Below are 20,052 nucleotides of genomic sequence, written 5' to 3'. Positions count from 1 at the left end.
CCATGAAGCAACCGAGCAGGCCGCGTGGAAGAGGGACTACGTCTGCGGAGACAGCGCTGGAGGCTTCCTTTGAACGGGCCCGCGACAGTGCGGCCGAGGAACGCGCATTCTTCAAGCGACTGATGGATGCGATCGTGTACGTGCATGCGCCCATCTCGGACGACGCGCAGACACTGCGGCTGGTCCAGTTCCGCCATCCTGACGGTTTCGATGCGATCCCTTTCTTTACCTCGCTCGACAAGGCGCAGGCGGCCAGCTCGTCTGCTGTCAGAATTCTGGGAGTTTCAGGCCGTGAGCTGCTAACCGGTACTCGCGGCGCGACGTTGATGCTCAATCCCAACTACGGCGGCGTTGTCCTGTACCCGGAAGAGGTTGCGACATTGTTGGATACGGGCTTTCTGGCCAGGGTGGAACGTCTGGCGCCGGCGGAGTTCGCGGTGAGACCTGCCCAGGCCGCGCCGGCTTGGCTCGCTCCGGCCATCAGCGGCAGCCTTGAGCACGCCGACTTCGTCTCGTCGGCCTATCTCCTGGAAACTCACTCGTCAGGGGGCGTCGAACAGCCTCCCGGTCTGTTGATCTGGCTGGTGGTGGACCTGGCTTTCGCCGAGCGGGCGGCTCGTCTGGTGACCACCGCCATACAGCCCTTATGCTCAGATTTGGACGTCATCATCGACTTGGCGGTCCACGACGTATCGCTGCCTTTGCCGGCGGGCTTGGATGATCCCCAGATCCTGCCCATATTTTTTCACGAGAATCAAGCCAACTTGAGCACAGCTCATCGGCCTATGAGCCCTGAAGATAAGCTACTAGCACTCCTTCCGGGATTGACCGAGGAAGAGAAGGAACGGCGGACCCGCGAGGGTATGGCCGACGTCGACGCTGGACGTACGATCCCGCACGAGGAACTACTGCAATGGATCAGGCGACGGTCAGAGCCTTCTTGAAGGTTTCCGTTGGGTCAGGAGCGTGGAAACTCTTGAATCCAATATTCAAGAAGGGCACGCGTGCCTGAGCAGTACTCCAGGAATGCCTGTGTCACGCGGCTTCTGGTTCAATCAAGCCTAGGTCTGTAATCCACGAACTGCCTGACGTCGAGGGGTGTTTCCTCGTTGAATCATGGTGTTAGAGACGATTCGGCTGTTTTTCTCACGAATCCCTGCCGACCTTCTTGAAAAACTGAACCAGACCTACCCAAACGCTTCCGTAAGGCAGGTGGTGAGAGGGCAGGTTAAGCACATCAGGGATAGCAATCCCAAGGAGATAGAAGCGCTATGACAGGAGGCCAACGATCAACTTCCTACTATCGCCGAGCTAAAGAGGGTCAGTGCGGTTGATCCAGAGTTCCGGATGGAAAACAGCTTCTTTGGGCCCAAGCCAGTCATCACCGCCCGCATCATCAACCGCTCAACACTGCCATTGAGCGAAGCGAGCTGGAATGCGGCGCTGTACATCAGCTACATCCACACGCGTCGAGCTGGAGATGATCCCTGAGACAGCAATGGACTTTACGGACAAAGCCTATCTAAGTGCCGATCTTCAGAAGCGCATTGATTTCCTTGAGAACCAACTCAAGCAAGCGAGCGAGTTCGAAGATGTCTGATGCTACCAAGCCCCGCCGGCGGATCACCCTCCGGCGGGGCTTGGTAGCGGTACCGACGTTCACCCCCGCCAAAGAGGACCATTACACAATGCGCCCGTCCATCCTCGCCTTGGACTTAGAAGGAACGCTGATTTCCAACGCTGTAAGCCAGATCCCGCGCCCGGGCCTCTACGAATTTCTGGAGTCGGCAAAGTCGCTCTTTGAGGGTCTAGTCATCTTCACCACAGTTCCGGAGCCTAGATTTCGCGAGATTGCCGACCTATTGGCTTGCGAAGGAGCGGCCCCGGGTTGGTTTGCCCGCTTGCCATACATAGACTGGACTGGGCCGACGAAGGATCTTGCCAACGTTTCCCAGCCCATCGGCTCTGCATGGCTACTAGATGATTACGCCCCCTATGTACAACCGGGACAGGAACATTGCTGGGTCCCGGTTCAACTGTTTTGTTCTCCTTACCCCGAGGACGACGCGGGACTGGACGATGCCATCGAGGCAATCCGTAAGCGACTGAACGAGTACTAGAGGGCCATCTCTTGGCCAGCGTCCAATGGGCCACAGGCTCGCCGGTCAACCAAGGTCCAGCGCTTCGTTGGAGAACCGTCGATATAGACCTGGGGGGGCGTTTACCGCGATAGAGTCCTGAGCCCCCTCAAACCATCTCATGGACCCGTGGCAGCTGGTCGGTCTACTCAGACTAGAAGCTAAAGCTGCCAACTGCCGCTAGGTTCCAGCCAGTACGCCATGCCCAGCGGCAGGAAAGTCTCCATTGCAACGTCCAGGATCAACGGCTGACGCCAACCCTGACCAGGCAAGAAGCAAAAATCCTTCCGGGCGAGGGTTCCAGCTTGCTCGCGTCCAGCTAACCAGATGCATCTGCGTTTTATCTCGCGATCAAGTGCTCGCCTCGCGGCATGCTCATCCAAACCGCTTTGTATGAACTCCGAGGCAGAATTTCGCATGCTCGCCCACAGCACGTAGCGCTTACGCCCCAAGCTGAGCGCATTCCATTCAGGCGATCCAATCGACTGAAGCCCGTCGCCTAGCTTCGGGTCCAACCGATGCTTCCGCAGAAGGTTTGCCAAGTACGCTCGAGCTTCGGTGGATGCCAGTGAAATTCCGAGATTCCGCCTCGCACTGGGCGTGCACTCAGCCGCCCACTGGGTGAGCGACCGGGTCAATGCCGACTCAAGGTTCAAGTCACTGCGAGACCACGGAGATTTGTAGGACCAAGCCAGGGGCTCATACAGAGATCTTGCGGCAAGCCGAGAACATTCGACTGGTTCGCGATGGAGGACGCGCAGCGTCGCAAGCGTGTCAAGTGCCTGCGAGGCCAACCCCTCAGCAGCTACCGGCGAACTAGCCGTTCTTGAGCGCTCTAGCGCGCACCACGCGCACGCAAGAAAGGGACCTATTGAACGAACGAAATTGTCCAGTTCTGGCCAGGGCGCGATGAGGGTCGGTTGGCTAACGACATAGGCCACACAGCCCTCAAATCGCGATACCAGTTGTCAGGATATCAACCTGCCCACAGACTGTCTATCTGACTTTCCGATATTGACCCTTAGGTGTTCTCTCCAGTTCAACGATATCTGAACATCCGATATCCTAGCCGTGCAGCGAATGAGCGGGGAGCGCCCCGGCGCACGACGCAGAACGTTACCGCATGTTGGGAGAGCCGAAATGATGCGCACCAGCGCTAGCCACCCGTTACTGATTGCAGAGTTGCCTGTTGGAGCCCATGGAGGCGGCATAGGGGTGACATTTGCGCCAGGCAAGTACCAGGAAGTCGCCATGACTGGAGCATGGGCGAGAGACCTAGATGTGGACGTCTCGGCTATTCAGGACTGGGGTGCCACTCACCTAGTCACCTTGCTTGAGCCTTGGGAGCTCAAGGACCTTCGAATCGAGAGCTTACCGGCGATAGTGGCGGGGAAGGGCATCTCTTGGCATGGACTGCCAATCACTGATGGAGCCGCACCAGACGACAGACTCCTCAAAGATTGGCTACAGCTAAGTGCTGAGCTCGTCGCTGACATGCTGAGCGGTCAAAGGATCGTGGTCCACTGCAAGGGGGGGTTGGGACGCGCGGGAACGGTCGCTGCCATGCTTTTGCTGCAGTCTGGCGAGGCCAAGCGGGCATCGGATGCCATCCACATGGTGCGGCATGCCAGGCCAGGCGCAATCGAAACGATTGCTCAAGAGGAGTTCCTAGAGTACTGGGCGCAGAGCCTTCACCCGGGCGGAGCTTGACCACTCAGGTGCGCAGTCAGGAACTCAAGGACGAGTTGCCTGTGGATCCAGAACTCGAGGGCTTCTTAGGTCTGGATCCAGAAATCGACGGCGTCTCCATAGTGGATCTTCGCGAGGGTTCAGGGCACATCAAAAATTCGCTGCCTCGAAAGCTAAGAACCTTGCTGTCGCACGAATCAGGGTCTTGTGCTGGGGCCGGACCAGCGCTATCGCTGACTAAGGCAGGGCAACCTCCAGGGACTGTACTGCGACGGCGCGATCAATAGACATCTGTCAGATGTATCGCCACCACTATCGATCTAATGAATGCTGACTCAGCCGATGCGTGCTGCCTTAGGAGTTACGATCTGACTGCACTCGTGGCCGAGGCGAAACGCCACGACGTACAGGACCGTGGCATCCATCGGCATACCTGAGCCCATCCGAATGACGACCTTACGCTGACCGTGCGACAGTGATACTCCCAGTTCCCGCAGGACCTCAATGCGCTGCTGCAGCCCGTCGTAGATGTCTAGCTTGTCGACTTCTGAATACAGGTCTTGGCAGTCGCGATACTCACGGTAGTAGTCGACCAGTGCAGCAAACTCGCTCGCCGCCTCGCGCGACAGCTCGAAAGCCGGTTCGGACAGATCCATGTCGCACGAAACGATCAGGCTGGCCAGCTCGCGCCCAGCAGCAAGCGGGGACACCGCCAGGGTGATGTAGTCGCGCTCAAACTGCGCTTGCGCCGCCTGCAGTTCCTCGTCTGTCGGCAGCGAGAAAGGCTTGTTGAGTGCATCGATGTCATTGAAATCGAAGGCGCGCGCCAGTGCGCGACGGGTGTCGAAACTGGCCGAGTCACCCTGCTCAACCCGCTGAACTGTTCGCACGTTCAGGCCCGAGATCTCGGCCAATTGTTCTTGCGACCAATGACGCAACTGGCGGAACTGGCGAATGCAGGCGCCAACCTCAGCAGCGGTAAGCAGGCGAGGCGGGGTCTTGGTGGTCATAGAAGATAACTCCGGAGGGGTAGGGAGCCCAGATTAGGAGGGTGCCGAACTTGGAAACATGACAGTCGCCCGACAGGCCCCCGACACAGATCAACTGCCAGGACTTGCCCCAACGAGAAATCCGGGGCAACTGCTTATGCGCCCGTGATGTTCTCCCCGTGCCCCCAGAGGGGGGCGAGGCCCAACTGCCTAGTCACTCACCACAGACCCCACCCTAGACGCGCAGGCGATCCGGGACAGCTCTATGGCGAGGGCTGATGGGGGGTCAATGGCTCCAACTCTGGCAAAACACCCCCAAATTGATGATGCAGTGCATTCATCCATGCCAGAACTGGTTCGCCTGGCCACAGGTGCGCCAGATTCAGAAGGGTTAGCATGGCAAGCGCATTGCTGTTCATGGCCACCCCCGCCAGAAGCGCGCCCGGGTAGCCATTTAACTGCCTTGCCAAGGGGTGAATCCCGGCATGGAGATAGGAGTTCAAGCCGACATAAAGGCATTGTCTGGCTCTGCCCAACAACTGTGATGCTCCTCGGGGCCCAGAGGACTCAAGCTTTACGAGCATGTCCTGAACGCCAGGGAGCCTCTTTGCCGCTTGCTGACTCTCCAGAGTCAGGGGCGCAAGAAGCTTCTCGATGTCGGTGTCGGTAGCTGCATAACATGCCCAGGTTGCACGCACGAGGGCCTCATACTGGGGCCGGACCAGCGAGATTGCTGACTGGGGCAGAGTAGCGATCAGGGACTGTACTGCCACGGCGTGATCAAGGGACATCTGGCAAAGTGCCGCCACCGCCGTCGATCTTCGGTCACGTCCATGCTCTATCTCCATCCAAGCGGCTCGAATTTCACCCAAGAGCTCTAAGGAGCCCTCCAGCACAGACGCCCGATCCTGGTCAGCCGATTGAGGCACAAGTCATCCTAGAATCGTGATCTGCAGGCAAGAGTAACGGCTCGTCCATCGGGCAAAGCCCTCAGTTGGCCGGCTGGGCTGCAGCATCTGTTAGCCGGTAATCTCTGCATTGCATCATCCGTGCATCAGCAATTTCTGCGTTGCGTCAGTCGCAAGTCAAATTTTTCTGCAATGGACCGTCTTGCACTGAAATTTTATTCCTCAAAAGCTGAAATCTCTGCAATGGCACCCTAAGAATGTCTGCGATGAACAGCGTTCTGGTCCGCGCGCGATTGCTTCCTATATTGCAACCATACGCTCAGCCAGCCAACCGCCGGGATCCATGATCGCGCGAGCGGACGATCCCGGTCGCAAATGGCTGGCTGCCGTCACTCTCGTGGCTTTGAGCGATCAAGGGGAGCAGTCTGGCCCACGTGTCGAACAGAAGCCTTGGATCTTGGTGGATCAGAAGCGAAACCCGCAGCGCATCTTCCATCGCCTTGAGGTAGCCGCGGCGTATCTCAAGTGCGTTCTCGCAAGCATTGGGGCGACCAAGAATTTGTGTGATCGCGGAGGCCATAGCAGTCTGGACAGGAGGGGAGGGGAAGGCGATAGTCTGCAAACGTCTAGACGATCCCGCAATGAGCATCCTCAACGTTCTCCTCACTCGTGACCACCTCGTCGTCGCAGCGGATACCCTGGCAGAGGATGCTCTCACAGGGGCGTATTCCGCGGGGGCAAAGCTGCTGCTGATCCCTCAGCACAACGTAGTGCTTGCTGCGCGCGGGTCTACGCAATTCTTCCTGGGGGGCTCGCAGAATTCGGAAAAAATCGTACGCTAAGGTTTTCCGGGCATCCGTAGGGGCCGAAACTTCCCGTCTTCCAGTCTGCGGCTCTGCCGCCAGACGTAATCGCCGGTGAGGTTGATGTGCTCCCAGCCCAGCGGCGACAGGAATTGCAGCAGCTCGCCGTCCACCGGCTTGCCGGCCTCGACCAACCCCTGGGTGGCGCGCTCCAGGTACACCGTGTTCCACAGCACGATAGCCGCCGTCACCAGGTTGAGGCCGCTGGCCCGGTAGCGCTGCTGCTCGAAGCTCCGATCCCTGATTTCCCCAAGGCGGTTGAAGAACACCGCCCTGGCCAGCGAGTTGCGCGCCTCACCTTTGTTCAGGCCGGCATGCACGCGGCGGCGCAGCTCAACACTTTGCAGCCAGTCTAGGATGAACAGCGTGCGTTCGATCCGGCCCAGCTCGCGCAGGGCCACGGCCAGGCCGTTCTGGCGCGGATAGCTGCCGAGCTTGCGCAGCATCAGCGAGGCAGTGACGGTGCCCTGTTTGATCGAGCTGGCCAGGCGCAGGATGTCGTCCCAATGGGCGCGGACGTGCTTGATGTTCAGGGTGCCGCCGATCAGCGGCCGCAGCGTCGGGTAGGTCTGCACGCCCTGCGGCACGTACAGCTTGGTTTCGCCGAGGTCGCGGATGCGCGGCGCGAAACGGAAGCCCAGCAGGTGCATCAGGGCGAAGACGTGATCGGTGAAGCCGGCCGTGTCGGTGTAGTGCTCCTCGATCCGCAGGTCGGACTCGTGGTACAGCAGGCCGTCGAGCACATAGGTGGAATCGCGCACGCCGACATTCACCACGCGGGTGCTGAACGGCGCGTACTGGTCGGAGATATGGGTGTAGAACAGCCGTCCCGGCTCACTGCCGTACTTCGGGTTGACGTGTCTGGTGCTCTCGCCCCGGCCGCCAGCCCGGAAACGCTGGCCATCGGAGGATGAGGTGGTGCCGTCGCCCCAGTGGGCGGCGAAGGCATGCTGGTACTGGTGGTTGACCAGCTCGGCCAGGGCCGCCGAATAGGTCTCGTCGCGGATGTGCCAGGCTTGCAGCCAGGACAGCTTGGCGTAGGTCAGACCGGGGCTCGACTCGGCCATCTTGGTCAGCCCGAGGTTGATCGCATCACCGAGGATCGCGGACAGCAGCAACGTCCGGTCTTTGGCCTCGGCCCCGTCCTTCAGGTGGGTGAAGTGGCGGCTGAAGCCCGTCCAGTCGTCCACGTCCATCAGCAGTTCGGTGATCTTGATGCGCGGCAGTAACTGACTGGTCTGGTCGATCAGCGCCTGCGCCCGATCCGGCACCGCCGCATCCAGCGGGGTGATCTTCAACCCGGACTCGGTGAGGATGGCATCGGGCAGCTCGTTGTCCTTGGCCAGGCGGGCGACAGTGGCCAACTGCTCGTCCAGCAGCTGCAAGCGCTCTTCCAGATACTGGTCGCTGTTCGGGTTGATCGCCAGCGGCAGGGCCTGTTCCCGCTTGAGCGCGGCGAACTTCTCGGCCGGCAGCAGGTAGTCGTCGAAGTCGCGGAACTGCCGCGAGCCCTTGACCCAGATGTCGCCGGAGCGCAGGGCGTTCTTCAGCTCGGACAGGGCGCAGATTTCGTAGAAGCGCCGGTCGAGGCCTTCCGGGGTGATCACCAGTGGCTTCCAGCGCGGCTTGATGAAGGCGGTGGGAGCATCGGCCGGCACCTTGCGCAGGTTGTCGGCGTTCATCTCGCGCAGCGTCTGCACGGCTGCCAGCACGCCCTGCGCGGCCGGGGCGGCGCGCAGCTCCAATACCTCCAGCAGAGCCGGCGTGTAGCGGCGCAGGGTGGCGAAGTTCTCGCCGACCAGGTGCAGGTGGTCGAAGCCCTCCGGCCGGGCCAGCAGCTCGGCTTCGCTGACGCTCTCGGTGAACTCGTCCCAGGGGATCACCGCCTCGATGGCGGCATAGGGGTCGCTGCCGGCTTCCTTGGCCTCCAGCAGCGCCTGGCCGATCTTGGAGTACAGGCGCACCTTGTCGTTGATCGCCTTGCCCTGCTTCTGGAACTGCTGCTGATGCTTGTGCTTCGCGCCGCTGAACAGCTTGACTAGGATGCGGTCGTGCAGATCCACCAGCTCATCAATCACGGTTGCAGTGCTCTCCAGCACCACGGCGGCCAGGGTCGCATAGCGCCGCTGCGGCTCGAACTTGCCGAGGTCTTTGGGCGTCATCTGCCCACCCTCGCGGGCCAGCTTGAGCAGGCGGTTCTGGTGGATGTGCCGGCCCAGGACTTCGGGCAAGTCCACCAGCTGAAATGTCTTCAGCCGCTCGATGTGCTCAAGCATGTGCCGAGAGTTGGGTTTCAGCGGTGCCTGGCGCAGCCAGGTCAACCAGGTGATGCTGCTGCCGGCCTTGAGCTTCAACAGCTCGTCCAGCTTGGCCCGATGCGAGTCCGTGAGCGGTTCAACCAGGGCGCGGTAGACCCGCCGATTGGCCCGTGCAATGGCCTCCGAGCAAGCCCGGTCGATCACGCTCAACGCCGGCAGGATGCGTCGCTTCTGCCGCAGGCTCTCCAGCGCCTGGCCGGCCAGCAGCAAGCCCTTGTCGGTCTGCTGGGCCAGTTCGGTCAGCTCGCGCACCAGGGCGCGGAAGTCGGACAGGCCGAACGGGGCCAGTTGAAGGTAGGTGCGCAGTTCCTGGGCGTGCTCGCGACGGGTCACATCGCGCTCGCCGTACTTCGTCCAACTCGCCGGATCGGTCTGGACTTGCTTGGCCACCCACAGGATGACCGGTTCGGGCAGCTCGCTGTCAGTGCCCAACGCATAGCCGGGGTAGCGCAGCAGGCAGAGTTGCACGGCGAAGCCGAGGCGGTTGGCGTCGCCGCGCCGCTGACGGATCAGCGACAGGTCGGAGTCGTTGAAGGTGTAGTAGCGGATCAGGTCATCCTGGCTTTCTGGCAACGCGAGCAGGGTGCCCCGCTCCGTGGCCGAGAGGATCAAGCGACGCGGCATGTGTCAGTCGTCCGTGCGGAGGTACTGGTAGAGGGTTTCCCGGCTGATGTTGAACTCGCGGGCAAGCTGCGCCTTGGGCTCGCCGGCCGTCGCTCGCTGCCGCAGGGTAGCAGCCTGCTCATCGGACAGGGCTTTCTTGCGGCCCCGGTACGCGCCACGCTGCTTGGCCAAGGTGATGCCCTCACGCTGCCGCTCGCGGATCAGGGCGCGCTCGAACTCAGCGAAGGCCCCCATCACCGACAGCATCAGGTTGGCCATCGGCGAGTCCTCGCCAGTGAACACCAGGCCCTCCTTCAGGAACTCGATGCGCACGCCGCGTTGAGTCAGCTTCTGTACCAAGCGACGCAGGTCATCGAGGTTGCGGGCCAGCCGGTCCATGCTGTGCACCACCACTGTATCGCCTTCGCGGACGAAGCTCAGCAGCGCTTCGAGCTGGGGGCGCTGGGTGTCCTTGCCCGATGCCTTGTCGGTGAACACCTTGCTCACCTGTGTCTGTTCCAGCTGGCGTTCCGGGTTCTGGTCGAAGCTGCTGACCCGGACGTAGCCGATGCGGTGCCCCTGCACGATGTCTCCTTGGTTGAAGGCGGCTTAAGTGCTCCTTCTGTTCCGTTGTGCCTCAAACCCCGTTTCTGTCAGGCTGAAATCTATGACCTTCGCAGGCATGTGTCAAAAAATGCGAAAGATGACTCTATTCTGACTAAGCGGCGCGGCCCTGCCTGACATCCAGTTAGGGTATGCCTCAATCTGACGGTAGCGAGTCGCAGGCGTTCGGATCGGCATCGGTTTCGTTCCCTGTCTTGGCACGCGCTTCGAAGCGTTGATAACACTCCAACCCGCAGAAGTGCTCGACGTATTCCGCGCCTTCCGGGGTGAAGGCGGCATCGAGCGGGATTTCCTTGCAGCACACGCAGCAACTGGTGGTGGTCGAGTCACTTGCATTCATGGTGGCACCCCTCCATTGACTGACGAAGACGGCGAATGCCGCCGCCGGCATTGGCTTCGCGAACAGGAAGCCTTGTCCTGTGTCGCAGTCCGCTTGTCGCAATAGATCAAGACTCGCCGATGTTTCCACGCCTTCAGCCACCACATCCATGCCCAGCCCGTGCGCAAGCTGAATCACGGTGTGCACGATGGTTTGGTCGCGGCGGTCGTTGGCGAGCCCGGCGACAAACGATTGGTCGATCTTGAGCGTGCTGATTGGGCAGCACTTCAGATGTTGCAGACAGGAATACCCCGTCCCGAAGTCATCGGCGGCGAAGCGCACACCGATCTGCCGCAAGGCGTCCAGGGCGGGGAAGATCGCCGGATCACCAAACGCGACCGATTCGGTCAGCTCGATTTCGAGATACTCGGCGGGCAACTCGGCATCAGCCAGCACGCCCTTTACCCACCCGTCGAAGTCCGGTCCCACTTGGCTCGCCGAAACATTGACGGCCAGCCGGAACGGTCGCCATGCCAGCATTCGCCAGTCACGCATCTGGCGGCAGGCTTCGCCCAGCACCCAAGCGCCGATTTCAGGCATCAGGCCGGACGATTCGACCACGGGCAGGAACTGGCCCGGTGGCAATAGTCCAAGCGTCGGATGACGCCAGCGCAACAGGGCTTCCGCGCCGACAATCCCACCACTGCGCAGATCGACGACGGGCTGGTAGTGCAGTTCAAGCTGCCCGCGCTCGACCGCTTGGGCCAGTTCCGGCGTCGTCCATCCATCCGGCCGGAAAGCGCTCATTCTCTTTCCCTGAATGCCCGCAACGCCCGCGACAGGGACAGAAGGAACAGGCCGGTCAAACCGAGCGCCGCGATGACCCAATGCTCGCCGAGGAAAGCACCGGCGGTTGTGCCGGCCAGCACGACAGCGAGGATGGGCAGGTGGCAGGGGCAAGTCAGCACAGCCAGTCCGCCCCACAGGTAGCCGGTGATCGGTTTGTGCGTCTCGGACGGCAAGCGCTCGGGGTTGTTCATGGCAGACTCTCCGCGTGCTGTGCCGGCTCGGTCGGCAGGGTGGCCAACTGCACTTCCAGATCGGCCAACGCTTCGCGCCGACGCTCGACGAACTGACGCAGCAGGGCAAGCTGCGCGGCCGCTTCGTCGCCGTCCGCCGCATCCAGCGCCCGGCACAGCCGCGCCAGCGCGTCGAGGCCGATGCCCGCCTCGAAGGCCGCCCGCACGAAGCACAGCCGTTGCAAGGCGGCGTCATCGAACAAGCCGTAGCCGCCTGGTGTGCACGCCACCGGGCGCAGCAATCCGCGCAGCAGGTAGTCGCGCACGATATGCACGCTCACCCCGGCATCAAGAGCCAGCCGGGACACCGTGTAGGCGTTCATTGAACACCTCCTTTTTCTCACCCGGCGCAGCAGGAAAGCTGCTTCACATCCTTGTTGAAGGTCTGCGCCGCGAGCTTCAACCCCTCGACCATCGTCAGGTAGGGGAACAACTGGTCGGCCAGTTCCTGCACCGTCATGCGGTTGCGAATGGCCAGAGCCGCCGTCTGGATCAGTTCACCCGCTTCCGGCGCGACCGCCTGTACGCCGATCAGCCGATGGCTGCCTTCCTCGATAACCAACTTGATGAAGCCGCGTGTGTCGAAGTTGGCGAGCGCACGCGGCACGTTGTCCAAGGTCAAGGTGCGGCTGTCGGTCTCGATCCCGTCGTGGTGGGCTTCCGCCTCGCTGTAGCCCACGGTCGCCACTTGCGGATCGGTGAACACCACGGCCGGCATTGCGGTCAGGTCGAGCGCCGCATCGCCGCCGGTCATGTTGATCGCGGCACGGGTGCCGGCCGCTGCCGCCACATAGACGAACTGCGGCTGGTCGGTGCAGTCGCCGGCCGCGTAGATGTTCGGGTTGCTCGTGCGCATGCCTTGGTCGATGACGATGGCACCTTGCGCATTGACAGTGACCCCCGCTGCGTCCAGCGCGAGGCTGCGCGTGTTCGGTGTCCGACCGGTGGCAACCAGCAGTTTGTCGGCGCGCAATTCACCGTGCGTGGTGGTCAGCACGAATTCACCGTCCATATGGGCGACCTGGCTGGCTTGCGTGTGCTCCAGCACCTCGATGCCCTCGGCACGGAAAGCGGCTGTCACCGCCTCGCCGATGGCCGGGTCTTCACGGAAGAACAAGGTATTGCGCGCCAGGACCGTGACCTTGCTGCCCAGCCGGGCAAAGGCTTGCGCCAGCTCCAGCGCCACCACCGACGAGCCGATTACGGCAAGGCGTTCGGGAATGGTGTCGCTCGCCAGGGCCTCGGTGGAAGTCCAGTAGGGTGACTCTTTCAAGCCCGGAATCGGCGGGACCGCCGGGCTGGCACCCGTGGCGACCAGGCAGCGGTCGAACATCACGACGCGCTCGCCACCCTCGTTCAAACGGACGGTAAGGCTCTGGTCGTCCTTGAAGCGCGCCTCACCGTGCACAACGGTGATGGCCGGATTACCGCCCAGGATGCCTTCGTACTTGGCGTGCCGCAGTTCGTCGACGCGGGCCTGCTGCTGGGCCAGCAGCTTACTGCGGTCAATCGTAGGCACAGTTGCCGCAATACCGCCATCGAACGGGCTTTCCCGGCGCAGATGGGCGATGTGGGCGGCGCGGATCATGATCTTGGACGGCACACAGCCGACATTGACGCAGGTGCCGCCGATGGTGCCGCGCTCGATCAGCGTGACCTGCGCGCCTTGCTCGACGGCCTTCAGCGCCGCCGCCATCGCGGCTCCACCGCTGCCAATGACCGCTACCTGCACCGGGGGCTCGTTGCCACTGTGCTTTTCGGCGGCGGCCATCCATCCCCGCACCTTGTCGAGCAGTCCGACGCGGTTGTCCGCCAGTGGCGCATCGGCTAGCGTTGCCTTGTAGCCCAGTCCGGCCACGGCGGCAGTCAGCGCGTCCGGCGATGTGCCCGGCACGATGGCGAGTTGCGCTGTGCCCTTCGGATAGGACACCAGCGCCGACTGCACGCCTGGCACTTTTTCCAGCGCTTCCTTGACGTGCGCCGCGCACGAGTCGCAAGTCATGCCGGTGATTTTTAGATGGGTCATGCAACAGATCCTTTATCGTTTGTGGCGCCAGACAATGACGTCCGTTGTGCTGCGGTGCCGTTTTCAGTGACTCACTGCTTGACGCTGGACGGATAGCCCGCGTCTGCGGTTGCCTTGGTCAGCTTCTGCACGCTGGTCTTGGCATCGTCGAAGGTGACGACCGCTTGGCGTGTCTCGAAAGTCACGTCAACTTTGCTGACGCCTTCGACCTTGGAAATCGCCTTCTTGACAGTGATCGGGCAGGCGGAGCAGGTCATGCCCGGTACGGACAGCGTGACGGTCTGGGTGGCGGCCCAGACGGGGGCAACAACGGCGGCGAGGGCGAGGGAGGCAAACAGTTTCTTCATGGTGAACTCCGATCAGTAGAAAAATGGCATGACGTAGGGAAATCCGAGCGCGACCAGAACCAGCGCGGCCACGATCCAGAAAATGAGCTTGTAAGTAGCTCGCACTTGGGGAATCGCGCAGACCTCACCCGGTTTGCAGGCCGCTGCCTGCCGGTAGATGCGCCGCCAGGCGAAGAACAACGCCACCAGCGCCACGCCGATAAAGATGGGGCGATAGGGTTCCAACACCGCCAAGTTGCCGATCCAAGCGCCGCTGAACCCCAAGGCGATCAGAACCAACGGCCCGAGGCAGCAAGCCGAGGCGAGGATGGCGGCAAGCCCTCCAGTGAAGAGCGCGCCGCGCCCGGTTTTTGGTTCAGACATGCGCTTGTCCTTTCGAATTGAAATTGGATAGCGTAACCTTACTTCCGTACTCATGTACGGAGTCAAGCGATATGGAAAACAATTTGGAGAACCTGACCATTGGCGTTTTCGCCAAGGCGGCCGGGGTCAATGTGGAGACCATCCGTTTCTATCAGCGCAAGGGCTTGTTGCTGGAGCCTGACAAGCCCTATGGCAGCATCCGCCGCTATGGCGAGGCGAATGTAACGCGGGTGCGCTTCGTGAAATCAGCCCAGCGGCTGGGCTTCAGCCTGGATGAGATCGCCGAGCTGCTGCGGCTGGAGGATGGCACCCATTGCGAGGAAGCCAGCAGTCTGGCCGAGCACAAGCTCAAGGACGTGCGCGAGAAAATGGCTGACCTGGCGCGCATGGAGGCCGTGCTGTCTGAGTTGGTGCGCGCCTGCCATGCGCGAAGGGGGAACGTTTCCTGCCCGCTGATCGCGTCACTACAGGGTGGAGCAAGCTTGGCAGGTTCGGCTATGCCTTAGCGTGCTTTATTTTCCGTTTTCTGAGACGACCCCTTAGAAAGCCTAGTCAAAGAGCTGTCACGAGAACACCGTTAGCTTAGCGTACGATTTTTTCCGAATTCTGCGGTTCCCCCTTCCTCCGCATCTACGAGCTTGCACTGCAGGCCAGCTTCCGCGCAGATTTCACAATAGAACAGCTATCTGCCGAGCTAGGGCTGGTGGTGGACCAACTCTGGCCGAACTTTGAGAAAGCGGTTAGCGAAGCGGGATTGCCGATCGAGCAACTCGGGACCGAGTTGGTGCTTGGTGGATGGTCGTTGAAGAACGGCCGGATGATGGCCACGGCGTATGCGAAGAGTGACAGCCGGCGCCCTTGCGTTGTCCAGCCGATCGGGGGGCAGATGGCGTCGCCGGGCGAACCGCTCCAGGCCGCGACCCCTAGCATGGCCCAGGTGGATCTGCTGGCCCATGCGCGTCTCCAGGTCAGCTACCTCAATGGGCAATTGGGCCGGAAAGTAGCAGGAGGTCGACTGCTAGTTGGGTTTCTGCAGAAGGGGCAAGCCCTGCTCAAGGATCTAGGAGAGATCTAGGTCGCGGGAGTCAAATACGCTAGGGGCTGAAATCGAAGTTCAGGTCTGGCCCTAAGGCAGAAGGCCAAAGCAGACCAAGGTCGTCCGTGGATTTGGGATGTTTATCGAGGGCAGGGTGGATGTCCGCTTCTGGCCGGAAGCGGACATTGGGCGGCGACCGGCCCGGTGATGGCATCCGCCTTCGACCCAAAGCGGGCATCGTTCTCGACACACCTGAGTTGATCCGTACTCCAAAGCCTGTTTCCGCTACCCCTTGTAGTGCTCGACGTAGAGCCCCAAAGCTGCCAACGACGCATACACGGCGGACCCAGCGTTGGTCGCGTACAAGGCAAAGGGAACCGGAGGATCGCAGGGAACTGTTGCGATGAACCACGGAGCTGAGCTCGTCAAGCTCGTCCTAGGTGATGTGAGGAATCCTAGCTCCCTACGCATACCTAGCGCCTCGCGGACGTACGCCTTGTTCCAGCCGCCAGTCTTGCACGAGACCCCAAGAAGTAACTCCGTAAATGCGGGATAGCGACGGGTCTTAATCGGACGATATACACCGACGTCAATCTCGTGACGGTCAGCCGCTTTGACCACCGTCGTGCCTTTCCAGCTATGGCTTAGTGTGGTGACCTGCACTGAAATCCTAATCTCGAGCTTCTCAGTAGACGTAGATCCACTGATGTAATCGTGATCCGGATGGTTTGCTTTGCATGGAGATCCTCCAAACGTCAGGACGCCTGCCATCTTGGGGGTACACGTGAGCTTGTAGCCCGCACTATCGATGATTCGCAGAAGCCTAAGCAGCACCCGAAGTTCGTAAGCCTTTCCTTGCGCGTAGGGAGACCCGCTCGCCTTAGCACGCGAAATGGCTGCTTTCACAGCGTTGAGGATTGCTAACTTACTGATCGTCACAGTCGCGGTCCTCGTGGCGCGTGTTCCTCGCGAGGGTCGTCCGGTGGCAGATATCGAGCGATATAGGCCTCAAGATCTGCCTGCTCGTGATCCGTCAAACGCTGGGGTGATACAGTTGGTAGATGTGACCGGATTGAGCGAACTCGGCGACCTTCTGGTGTCTCAACAGTGTAATGAACGTCCTCCAGTCCGGTGAGACCTTGGACCAGCTTCCCGATCTCACCCAAGGTTTGCGAGAGGGCGTCTTGGGTCGTCACAGGTCTAAAATCGAGAACCGCCGCAAGTGCGGCTGCAGCTTGTGCATTCGTGTCGTCCTCGTAATCAGACATCGCCTGAACAATCGCGGAGCGAAGCGATCTAACAATTTGTGGATCAAGCTCAGACGCAAGGGCTAGCGCCTTCCCTATCTCCCTAATTACCTCTTCACCACCTTGATCTTCTGCCATTCACAACTCCACAGCTGTAGACATTAACGGGCCGCGCGGGATGAACCGCCCGGATTCTCTAAATTCAATTGCCGAAGGTTGCCGTTGGCAATGTTCCTTAAGAGTAAGGCACAGTGCGGTTTGGTTCCATAAGCGGATCGCGCTGGCTGTATCCCGAAGTGTGCGATGACGCCGAAGCTGGATAGTGTCGCTGAATTGGACCATCAGGCACTTAGGTCTGAGCCCTGATACAGATTGATGATATGACTCCAAGTCGCGTACGGGCTGCGAAGAGCACCGGCTACTTTGGTCCGCTTCTGACCGAAAGCGGACATTCGTTTAACCAAGGGTGAAGGAAACTTTTAGGGCCAGGATGGACTTCAACTCTCTCGTTCGCTCGCTTCTATCCGATGCGAAGATGCGCCGTAACAAGCCTCTGCGAGACTAGTGCGCGAGCCAGGTCGCTGACATTGCTCCATGGCCTATGACGTGCCCCGCACCCGCTGGTCAAATGGAACCGCCCTCGGCACCATGGGCACGACCATCTAAGGAGTTCTTCATGCTCTACCAAGATAAGTACGTCGCCTTCATCGACATGCTCGGGTTCTCCGCACTTGTCCAAGAGTCGGCAGCCGACATGAGCAAGCTTGATGAAATAGCAGAGGCCATCGACAGACTAAAGAACACAGCGTGCTGCAACCCAGCAACAGGACTTTTGTTCACTTACTTCAGCGACTGCATCGTCATATCAAGCAGCCGCTCTCCTGCTGGCCTTGCCGACATCCTGAGCTGCATCAGAATGTTGGCCGAGAACCTGCTAGTGGTTGATATATTGATACGTGGAGGGCTCACAGTTGGAAGCATTCATCATGATTCTCAGATGATCTTCGGACCGGCGATGCTGGACGCCTATCGCATGGAATGTAAGGAAGCACGCAATCCCATGGTGCTCGTGAGCGAAGAGGTGCGATCGGATGCTCGCGCTGCGGGGTTAAGCAACCTGTTGACGTGGGATGACGAAGAGCCAGACCGCCACTATGTCCACTATCTGATCTCGTACAGCGCTTATGACTCTAATCCAAGGGCGGGCGTCGTGATTCTCGATAGCCAGGCCGCTCTCATCCGGCATTTCATCGCCAAGAGGCTGCTAGGCGCTCCGGGTAAGATCCTGGATAAAGCCGAGTGGATGGAACGATATTGGAACGAGAAGGTGGCGACAGGTGGAATTCTCGGACGTGTTGACAGGGTCGCAGACCTTGTTAGGCCCAATGCGCGACCATTTCGCAGCAGACTCGCCGTTCTAGCACCGCAACCGGGCGCCACTAGTGTGGACTAGCGAATCAGGCAAGCAGCTGCCGATTCCTTGCAAAGATTCAATTCAATTGGCCATACGGAAGCACGTGCAATCCCTGATGGCAGTCGGGACCACCATCTCCCCATTGCCAGCCGCGTCTGAACCAGCGCCCGGAACGCTTCAGCGGAAGGGGCTGGTCCCTTCCGCTGGTGCCTGCCCTGGTTGCACCGGCTATGCGCGGCCACCACGTTCCCGGACACGTCTCTGCCCCCGTCCTGTTGGGCCACCAGGTGCTCGGCGGTGCATTGAAAGGCTCGGGCCTTACTGGCCTTCAGCCCGAGCTCTGAGGGTGCAGTGAGCCACATCGGCAGGCCGCAATAGAAGCAACGGCCCGATTGGGCGTAGAAGGCAGAAGTGCGAAGGGATCTGCGGCGTTTGGCGGTCATGGATGGCTCCGGAATCGAAGGATTCCCGTGCCCCCATTGGGTGGACCTCGGGCACCCGGAGCCTATTGGCTATGCGGGCACAACACCGGCGCTTTATAGCGACTGGCTAAGGCGTTATAGCTCAGCGCTTGAGCCGCTACAAGGCCCAGATGCCGACCAGAACGGGAGGGAGTCACCGACGCCCAGTTAAGGTCAAAGCTTGGTCAGGGGGCGAGCGACGCGCTTGAGCAGGTGGAGCGGGGCGTGGCGCGTCACCCAGGGAAGTCGCGGTGTTGTAGTCCTGCTCAACCCGCTGAACTGTTCGCACGTTCAGGCCCGAGATCTCGTCTAATTGTTCTTGCGACCAATGTCGCGACTGGCGGAACTGGGAAGTGCAGGCGACAAGCTCTGACCGATCAGGTGCGCAGTTGGGAACTCAAGGGCGAGCTGGATGTGGAGCCAGAAATCGAGGGCGTCTTAGGTGCGGATCCAGGAATCAAGGGCATCTTTGGGGGAGATCTGGAAATCGCGGGCGTCCTTGTGGGGAAATACGGGCGGACAGCTGTGGGATCTGGGGCGTTTCCGTTGTGGCAGTCAACGGCCCAGCCATTGCCACGCCGAGGACACGAACGCCGCAACCGTCCGATATAGCATTTCGCATAATGTATATTATGTTCATATCATCTTGGGATGGCTGGCACGACTCTTGCCGTCTCCCCGGCTCCTACTCTGGCATGGAGCCTGATCGTGCGTGATCGGAAACTAACCGGCCCTTGGGCCGGTTTTTCGTTTAAGGATGGCCGACTGGTCACCCCCGAGCGCCGCGAGCTGGAGGCGCAGGACCTGGCCTGGCTATCACTCACTGCTGCACAAGCGCAGGAATGGCTGCGGCCGATGGAAACCCGTGGGGTGCCGGCGAATCGGGACGTTCTAGCCAAGAACCAACGGCGTTCGCCCAGAGTGATGGCTGGGCCCGACGCCGAGCCGGCAGCAGCGGTCCTGCCTATACCTGGGCCGAGATCTCGCCAGCGCGTGTGAGGTGCTTCCGTAGGGGGCGCTCCCCTGCGCCCGGCGTGATGCGTCACGGTAATCACTTACAAGCCCGCCAGACCATATCGTCCATACGCCTGCCAACATCAAACGGGCGGTTGGTACCGTAGGCCCTGAAAACGCGCTCACGCTCCGCACGTGCGGCCTCGCAGGCGTTGGCATCCCTGTACTGAGAGATATGGTGCAACTGCCCGCCACCGCCGCCGTTTCTGTAAACAGGTGCTGGGCGCGGCGCCGGCCGAGGCGCGACGGAAGCCGAGTTCTGCTGCCGGATCATGTCCAAGCGCCGCTCATTGGCTGCCGATTCCGCGGATCGTGGCGCGACCTCTACATTCCACGTCTTGGCGGCTTCACCGCTGGCGCATGGCATTGACTGGTACTCGACGCCGCCCTTGGTGACGCACTTGTAAATCTGCTGGGCGCCTAATGGCGCAGCCATCACACACAGCAGCACTGCTGCCGCAATCCTTGTGACCATGACTTCCCCCTGTAGCTGGCCCGAAGCTTACCCCCTTCGCCTTAGGGTTGGCGAGTAAGGGCGGGGTCACAGCTTTGTGGGGATCGCTGGCGTGGTCATGTGGCTGCTGCTCTGGAACGACGGCGTCTCCGAGAAGCTG

At 60.8% G+C, this 20,052-nt stretch carries 21 protein-coding genes and 1 pseudogene; 8 read left to right on the top strand and 14 right to left on the bottom strand.

The window, feature by feature from the left end:
* Window positions 1-2 precede the first annotated feature (2 nt).
* From ACX9OW_RS04950 to ACX9OW_RS04935, 4 genes are all read left to right on the top strand, one after another.
* Window positions 3-944, top strand: a complete 942-nt coding sequence (locus tag ACX9OW_RS04950; protein WP_049401588.1) for an SseB family protein — start codon at window positions 3-5, stop codon at window positions 942-944.
* A gap of 403 nt (window positions 945-1,347) precedes the next feature.
* A complete protein-coding gene (locus ACX9OW_RS04945) occupies window positions 1,348-1,491 on the top strand; it encodes a hypothetical protein (RefSeq protein ID WP_153855340.1) in 144 nt (47 codons plus the stop codon).
* A 101-nt stretch (window positions 1,492-1,592) separates the two neighbouring features.
* Entirely contained in the window at window positions 1,593-2,120 is a 528-nt protein-coding gene (locus ACX9OW_RS04940; protein ID WP_021201831.1) for an NIF family HAD-type phosphatase, read from the top strand.
* A gap of 1,098 nt (window positions 2,121-3,218) precedes the next feature.
* Window positions 3,219-3,848 (top strand): cyclin-dependent kinase inhibitor 3 family protein, encoded by a 630-nt coding sequence (locus ACX9OW_RS04935; RefSeq protein ID WP_306341171.1) that lies wholly within the window; start codon window positions 3,219-3,221, stop codon window positions 3,846-3,848.
* Window positions 3,849-4,162: 314 nt separating this feature from the next.
* Here the strand turns inward: ACX9OW_RS04935 and ACX9OW_RS04930 are convergent, their stop codons facing one another.
* From ACX9OW_RS04930 to ACX9OW_RS04920, 3 genes are all read right to left on the bottom strand, one after another.
* A complete protein-coding gene (locus tag ACX9OW_RS04930) occupies window positions 4,163-4,837 on the bottom strand; it encodes a helix-turn-helix domain-containing protein (protein WP_005413401.1) in 675 nt (224 codons plus the stop codon).
* Between the two features lie 242 nt (window positions 4,838-5,079).
* Complete coding sequence (locus ACX9OW_RS04925; protein WP_395760189.1) at window positions 5,080-5,607, bottom strand: DUF6988 family protein; 528 nt, start codon at window positions 5,605-5,607, stop codon at window positions 5,080-5,082.
* A 436-nt stretch (window positions 5,608-6,043) separates the two neighbouring features.
* Window positions 6,044-6,304 carry a hypothetical protein gene (locus tag ACX9OW_RS04920; RefSeq protein WP_049401600.1) on the bottom strand — a complete coding sequence of 87 codons (261 nt, stop codon included), beginning with the start codon at window positions 6,302-6,304 and terminating at the stop codon, window positions 6,044-6,046.
* A gap of 61 nt (window positions 6,305-6,365) precedes the next feature.
* On the opposite strand from ACX9OW_RS04920, the gene ACX9OW_RS04915 reads away from it, so the two are divergent.
* Window positions 6,366-6,566: a hypothetical protein gene (locus tag ACX9OW_RS04915; protein ID WP_032966765.1), complete on the top strand. Its 201-nt coding sequence runs from the start codon at window positions 6,366-6,368 to the stop codon at window positions 6,564-6,566.
* Here the strand turns inward: ACX9OW_RS04915 and ACX9OW_RS04910 are convergent.
* From ACX9OW_RS04910 to merT, 8 genes are all read right to left on the bottom strand, one after another.
* Window positions 6,563-9,529: a Tn3-like element TnAs1 family transposase gene (locus tag ACX9OW_RS04910; RefSeq protein ID WP_005413400.1), complete on the bottom strand. Its 2,967-nt coding sequence runs from the start codon at window positions 9,527-9,529 to the stop codon at window positions 6,563-6,565. The two genes, ACX9OW_RS04915 and ACX9OW_RS04910, sit on opposite strands and share 4 nt — an antisense overlap.
* Before the next feature lie 3 nt (window positions 9,530-9,532).
* Window positions 9,533-10,093, bottom strand: a complete 561-nt coding sequence (locus tag ACX9OW_RS04905) for a recombinase family protein (protein ID WP_010921730.1) — start codon at window positions 10,091-10,093, stop codon at window positions 9,533-9,535.
* Between the two features lie 175 nt (window positions 10,094-10,268).
* Entirely contained in the window at window positions 10,269-11,258 is a 990-nt protein-coding gene (locus tag ACX9OW_RS04900) for a DUF3330 domain-containing protein (RefSeq protein ID WP_003132006.1), read from the bottom strand.
* Window positions 11,255-11,491, bottom strand: coding sequence for a broad-spectrum mercury transporter MerE (merE, locus tag ACX9OW_RS04895; protein WP_003132004.1), 237 nt, complete (start codon window positions 11,489-11,491; stop codon window positions 11,255-11,257). Before merE ends, ACX9OW_RS04900 begins: the two co-directional genes overlap by 4 nt.
* A complete protein-coding gene (gene merD, locus ACX9OW_RS04890) occupies window positions 11,488-11,853 on the bottom strand; it encodes a mercury resistance co-regulator MerD (protein ID WP_000995360.1) in 366 nt (121 codons plus the stop codon). Before merD ends, merE begins: the two co-directional genes overlap by 4 nt.
* Window positions 11,854-11,870: 17 nt before the next feature.
* Window positions 11,871-13,556 carry a mercury(II) reductase gene (gene merA, locus ACX9OW_RS04885; RefSeq protein ID WP_003156770.1) on the bottom strand — a complete coding sequence of 562 codons (1,686 nt, stop codon included), beginning with the start codon at window positions 13,554-13,556 and terminating at the stop codon, window positions 11,871-11,873.
* 71 nt (window positions 13,557-13,627) lie between these two features.
* Complete coding sequence (gene merP / locus ACX9OW_RS04880) at window positions 13,628-13,903, bottom strand: mercury resistance system periplasmic binding protein MerP (protein ID WP_003131987.1); 276 nt, start codon at window positions 13,901-13,903, stop codon at window positions 13,628-13,630.
* Between the two features lie 12 nt (window positions 13,904-13,915).
* On the bottom strand, window positions 13,916-14,266 hold the full coding sequence (gene merT, locus ACX9OW_RS04875) for a mercuric ion transporter MerT (RefSeq protein ID WP_003131974.1): 351 nt from the start codon (window positions 14,264-14,266) through the stop codon (window positions 13,916-13,918).
* Window positions 14,267-14,337: 71 nt separating this feature from the next.
* Here merT and merR point away from each other — a divergent pair, with 71 nt between their 5' ends.
* Entirely contained in the window at window positions 14,338-14,772 is a 435-nt protein-coding gene (merR, locus tag ACX9OW_RS04870) for an Hg(II)-responsive transcriptional regulator (protein ID WP_005413387.1), read from the top strand.
* 2,453 nt (window positions 14,773-17,225) lie between these two features.
* Window positions 17,226-18,002, top strand: coding sequence for a hypothetical protein (locus ACX9OW_RS04865; RefSeq protein ID WP_032966761.1), 777 nt, complete (start codon window positions 17,226-17,228; stop codon window positions 18,000-18,002).
* On the opposite strand, the gene ACX9OW_RS04860 is transcribed toward ACX9OW_RS04865, so the two are convergent.
* On the bottom strand, window positions 17,999-18,325 hold the full coding sequence (locus ACX9OW_RS04860; RefSeq protein WP_323162603.1) for an HNH endonuclease: 327 nt from the start codon (window positions 18,323-18,325) through the stop codon (window positions 17,999-18,001). The genes ACX9OW_RS04865 and ACX9OW_RS04860 overlap by 4 nt on opposite strands.
* A gap of 253 nt (window positions 18,326-18,578) precedes the next feature.
* Window positions 18,579-18,761, bottom strand: a pseudogene (locus ACX9OW_RS04855) (hypothetical protein); the annotation flags it as partial.
* A gap of 314 nt (window positions 18,762-19,075) precedes the next feature.
* On the opposite strand from ACX9OW_RS04855, the gene ACX9OW_RS04850 reads away from it, so the two are divergent.
* Window positions 19,076-19,423: a DUF3653 domain-containing protein gene (locus ACX9OW_RS04850; protein WP_262218115.1), complete on the top strand. Its 348-nt coding sequence runs from the start codon at window positions 19,076-19,078 to the stop codon at window positions 19,421-19,423.
* Window positions 19,424-19,475: 52 nt separating this feature from the next.
* Here the strand turns inward: ACX9OW_RS04850 and ACX9OW_RS04845 are convergent, their stop codons facing one another.
* Window positions 19,476-19,874, bottom strand: a complete 399-nt coding sequence (locus ACX9OW_RS04845) for a DUF4124 domain-containing protein (protein ID WP_459062465.1) — start codon at window positions 19,872-19,874, stop codon at window positions 19,476-19,478.
* Window positions 19,875-20,052: the final 178 nt, after the last annotated feature.

The organism is Stenotrophomonas genospecies 5, from assembly GCF_054473825.1.
The sequence above is the reverse complement of the archived record's forward strand: the minus strand, read 5'-3'. Positions and strand labels throughout refer to the sequence as shown.

Bases quoted from the DNA above. Each gene is read 5' to 3' on its own strand.
- ACX9OW_RS04950 (WP_049401588.1), top strand. From the start codon at position 3: ATGAAGCAACCGAGCAGGCCGCGTGGAAGAGGGACTACGTCTGCGGAG.
- ACX9OW_RS04945 (WP_153855340.1), top strand. From the start codon at position 1,348: ATGGAAAACAGCTTCTTTGGGCCCAAGCCAGTCATCACCGCCCGCATC.
- ACX9OW_RS04940 (WP_021201831.1), top strand. From the start codon at position 1,593: ATGTCTGATGCTACCAAGCCCCGCCGGCGGATCACCCTCCGGCGGGGC.
- ACX9OW_RS04935 (WP_306341171.1), top strand. From the start codon at position 3,219: ATGAGCGGGGAGCGCCCCGGCGCACGACGCAGAACGTTACCGCATGTT.
- ACX9OW_RS04930 (WP_005413401.1), bottom strand. From the start codon at position 4,837: ATGACCACCAAGACCCCGCCTCGCCTGCTTACCGCTGCTGAGGTTGGC.
- ACX9OW_RS04925 (WP_395760189.1), bottom strand. From the start codon at position 5,607: ATGTCCCTTGATCACGCCGTGGCAGTACAGTCCCTGATCGCTACTCTG.
- ACX9OW_RS04920 (WP_049401600.1), bottom strand. From the start codon at position 6,304: ATGGCCTCCGCGATCACACAAATTCTTGGTCGCCCCAATGCTTGCGAG.
- ACX9OW_RS04915 (WP_032966765.1), top strand. From the start codon at position 6,366: ATGAGCATCCTCAACGTTCTCCTCACTCGTGACCACCTCGTCGTCGCA.
- ACX9OW_RS04910 (WP_005413400.1), bottom strand. From the start codon at position 9,529: ATGCCGCGTCGCTTGATCCTCTCGGCCACGGAGCGGGGCACCCTGCTC.
- ACX9OW_RS04900 (WP_003132006.1), bottom strand. From the start codon at position 11,258: ATGAGCGCTTTCCGGCCGGATGGATGGACGACGCCGGAACTGGCCCAA.
- merE (WP_003132004.1), bottom strand. From the start codon at position 11,491: ATGAACAACCCCGAGCGCTTGCCGTCCGAGACGCACAAACCGATCACC.
- merD (WP_000995360.1), bottom strand. From the start codon at position 11,853: ATGAACGCCTACACGGTGTCCCGGCTGGCTCTTGATGCCGGGGTGAGC.
- merA (WP_003156770.1), bottom strand. From the start codon at position 13,556: ATGACCCATCTAAAAATCACCGGCATGACTTGCGACTCGTGCGCGGCG.
- merP (WP_003131987.1), bottom strand. From the start codon at position 13,903: ATGAAGAAACTGTTTGCCTCCCTCGCCCTCGCCGCCGTTGTTGCCCCC.
- merT (WP_003131974.1), bottom strand. From the start codon at position 14,266: ATGTCTGAACCAAAAACCGGGCGCGGCGCGCTCTTCACTGGAGGGCTT.
- merR (WP_005413387.1), top strand. From the start codon at position 14,338: ATGGAAAACAATTTGGAGAACCTGACCATTGGCGTTTTCGCCAAGGCG.
- ACX9OW_RS04865 (WP_032966761.1), top strand. From the start codon at position 17,226: ATGCTCTACCAAGATAAGTACGTCGCCTTCATCGACATGCTCGGGTTC.
- ACX9OW_RS04860 (WP_323162603.1), bottom strand. From the start codon at position 18,325: ATGTGGCTCACTGCACCCTCAGAGCTCGGGCTGAAGGCCAGTAAGGCC.
- ACX9OW_RS04850 (WP_262218115.1), top strand. From the start codon at position 19,076: ATGGCTGGCACGACTCTTGCCGTCTCCCCGGCTCCTACTCTGGCATGG.
- ACX9OW_RS04845 (WP_459062465.1), bottom strand. From the start codon at position 19,874: ATGGCTGCGCCATTAGGCGCCCAGCAGATTTACAAGTGCGTCACCAAG.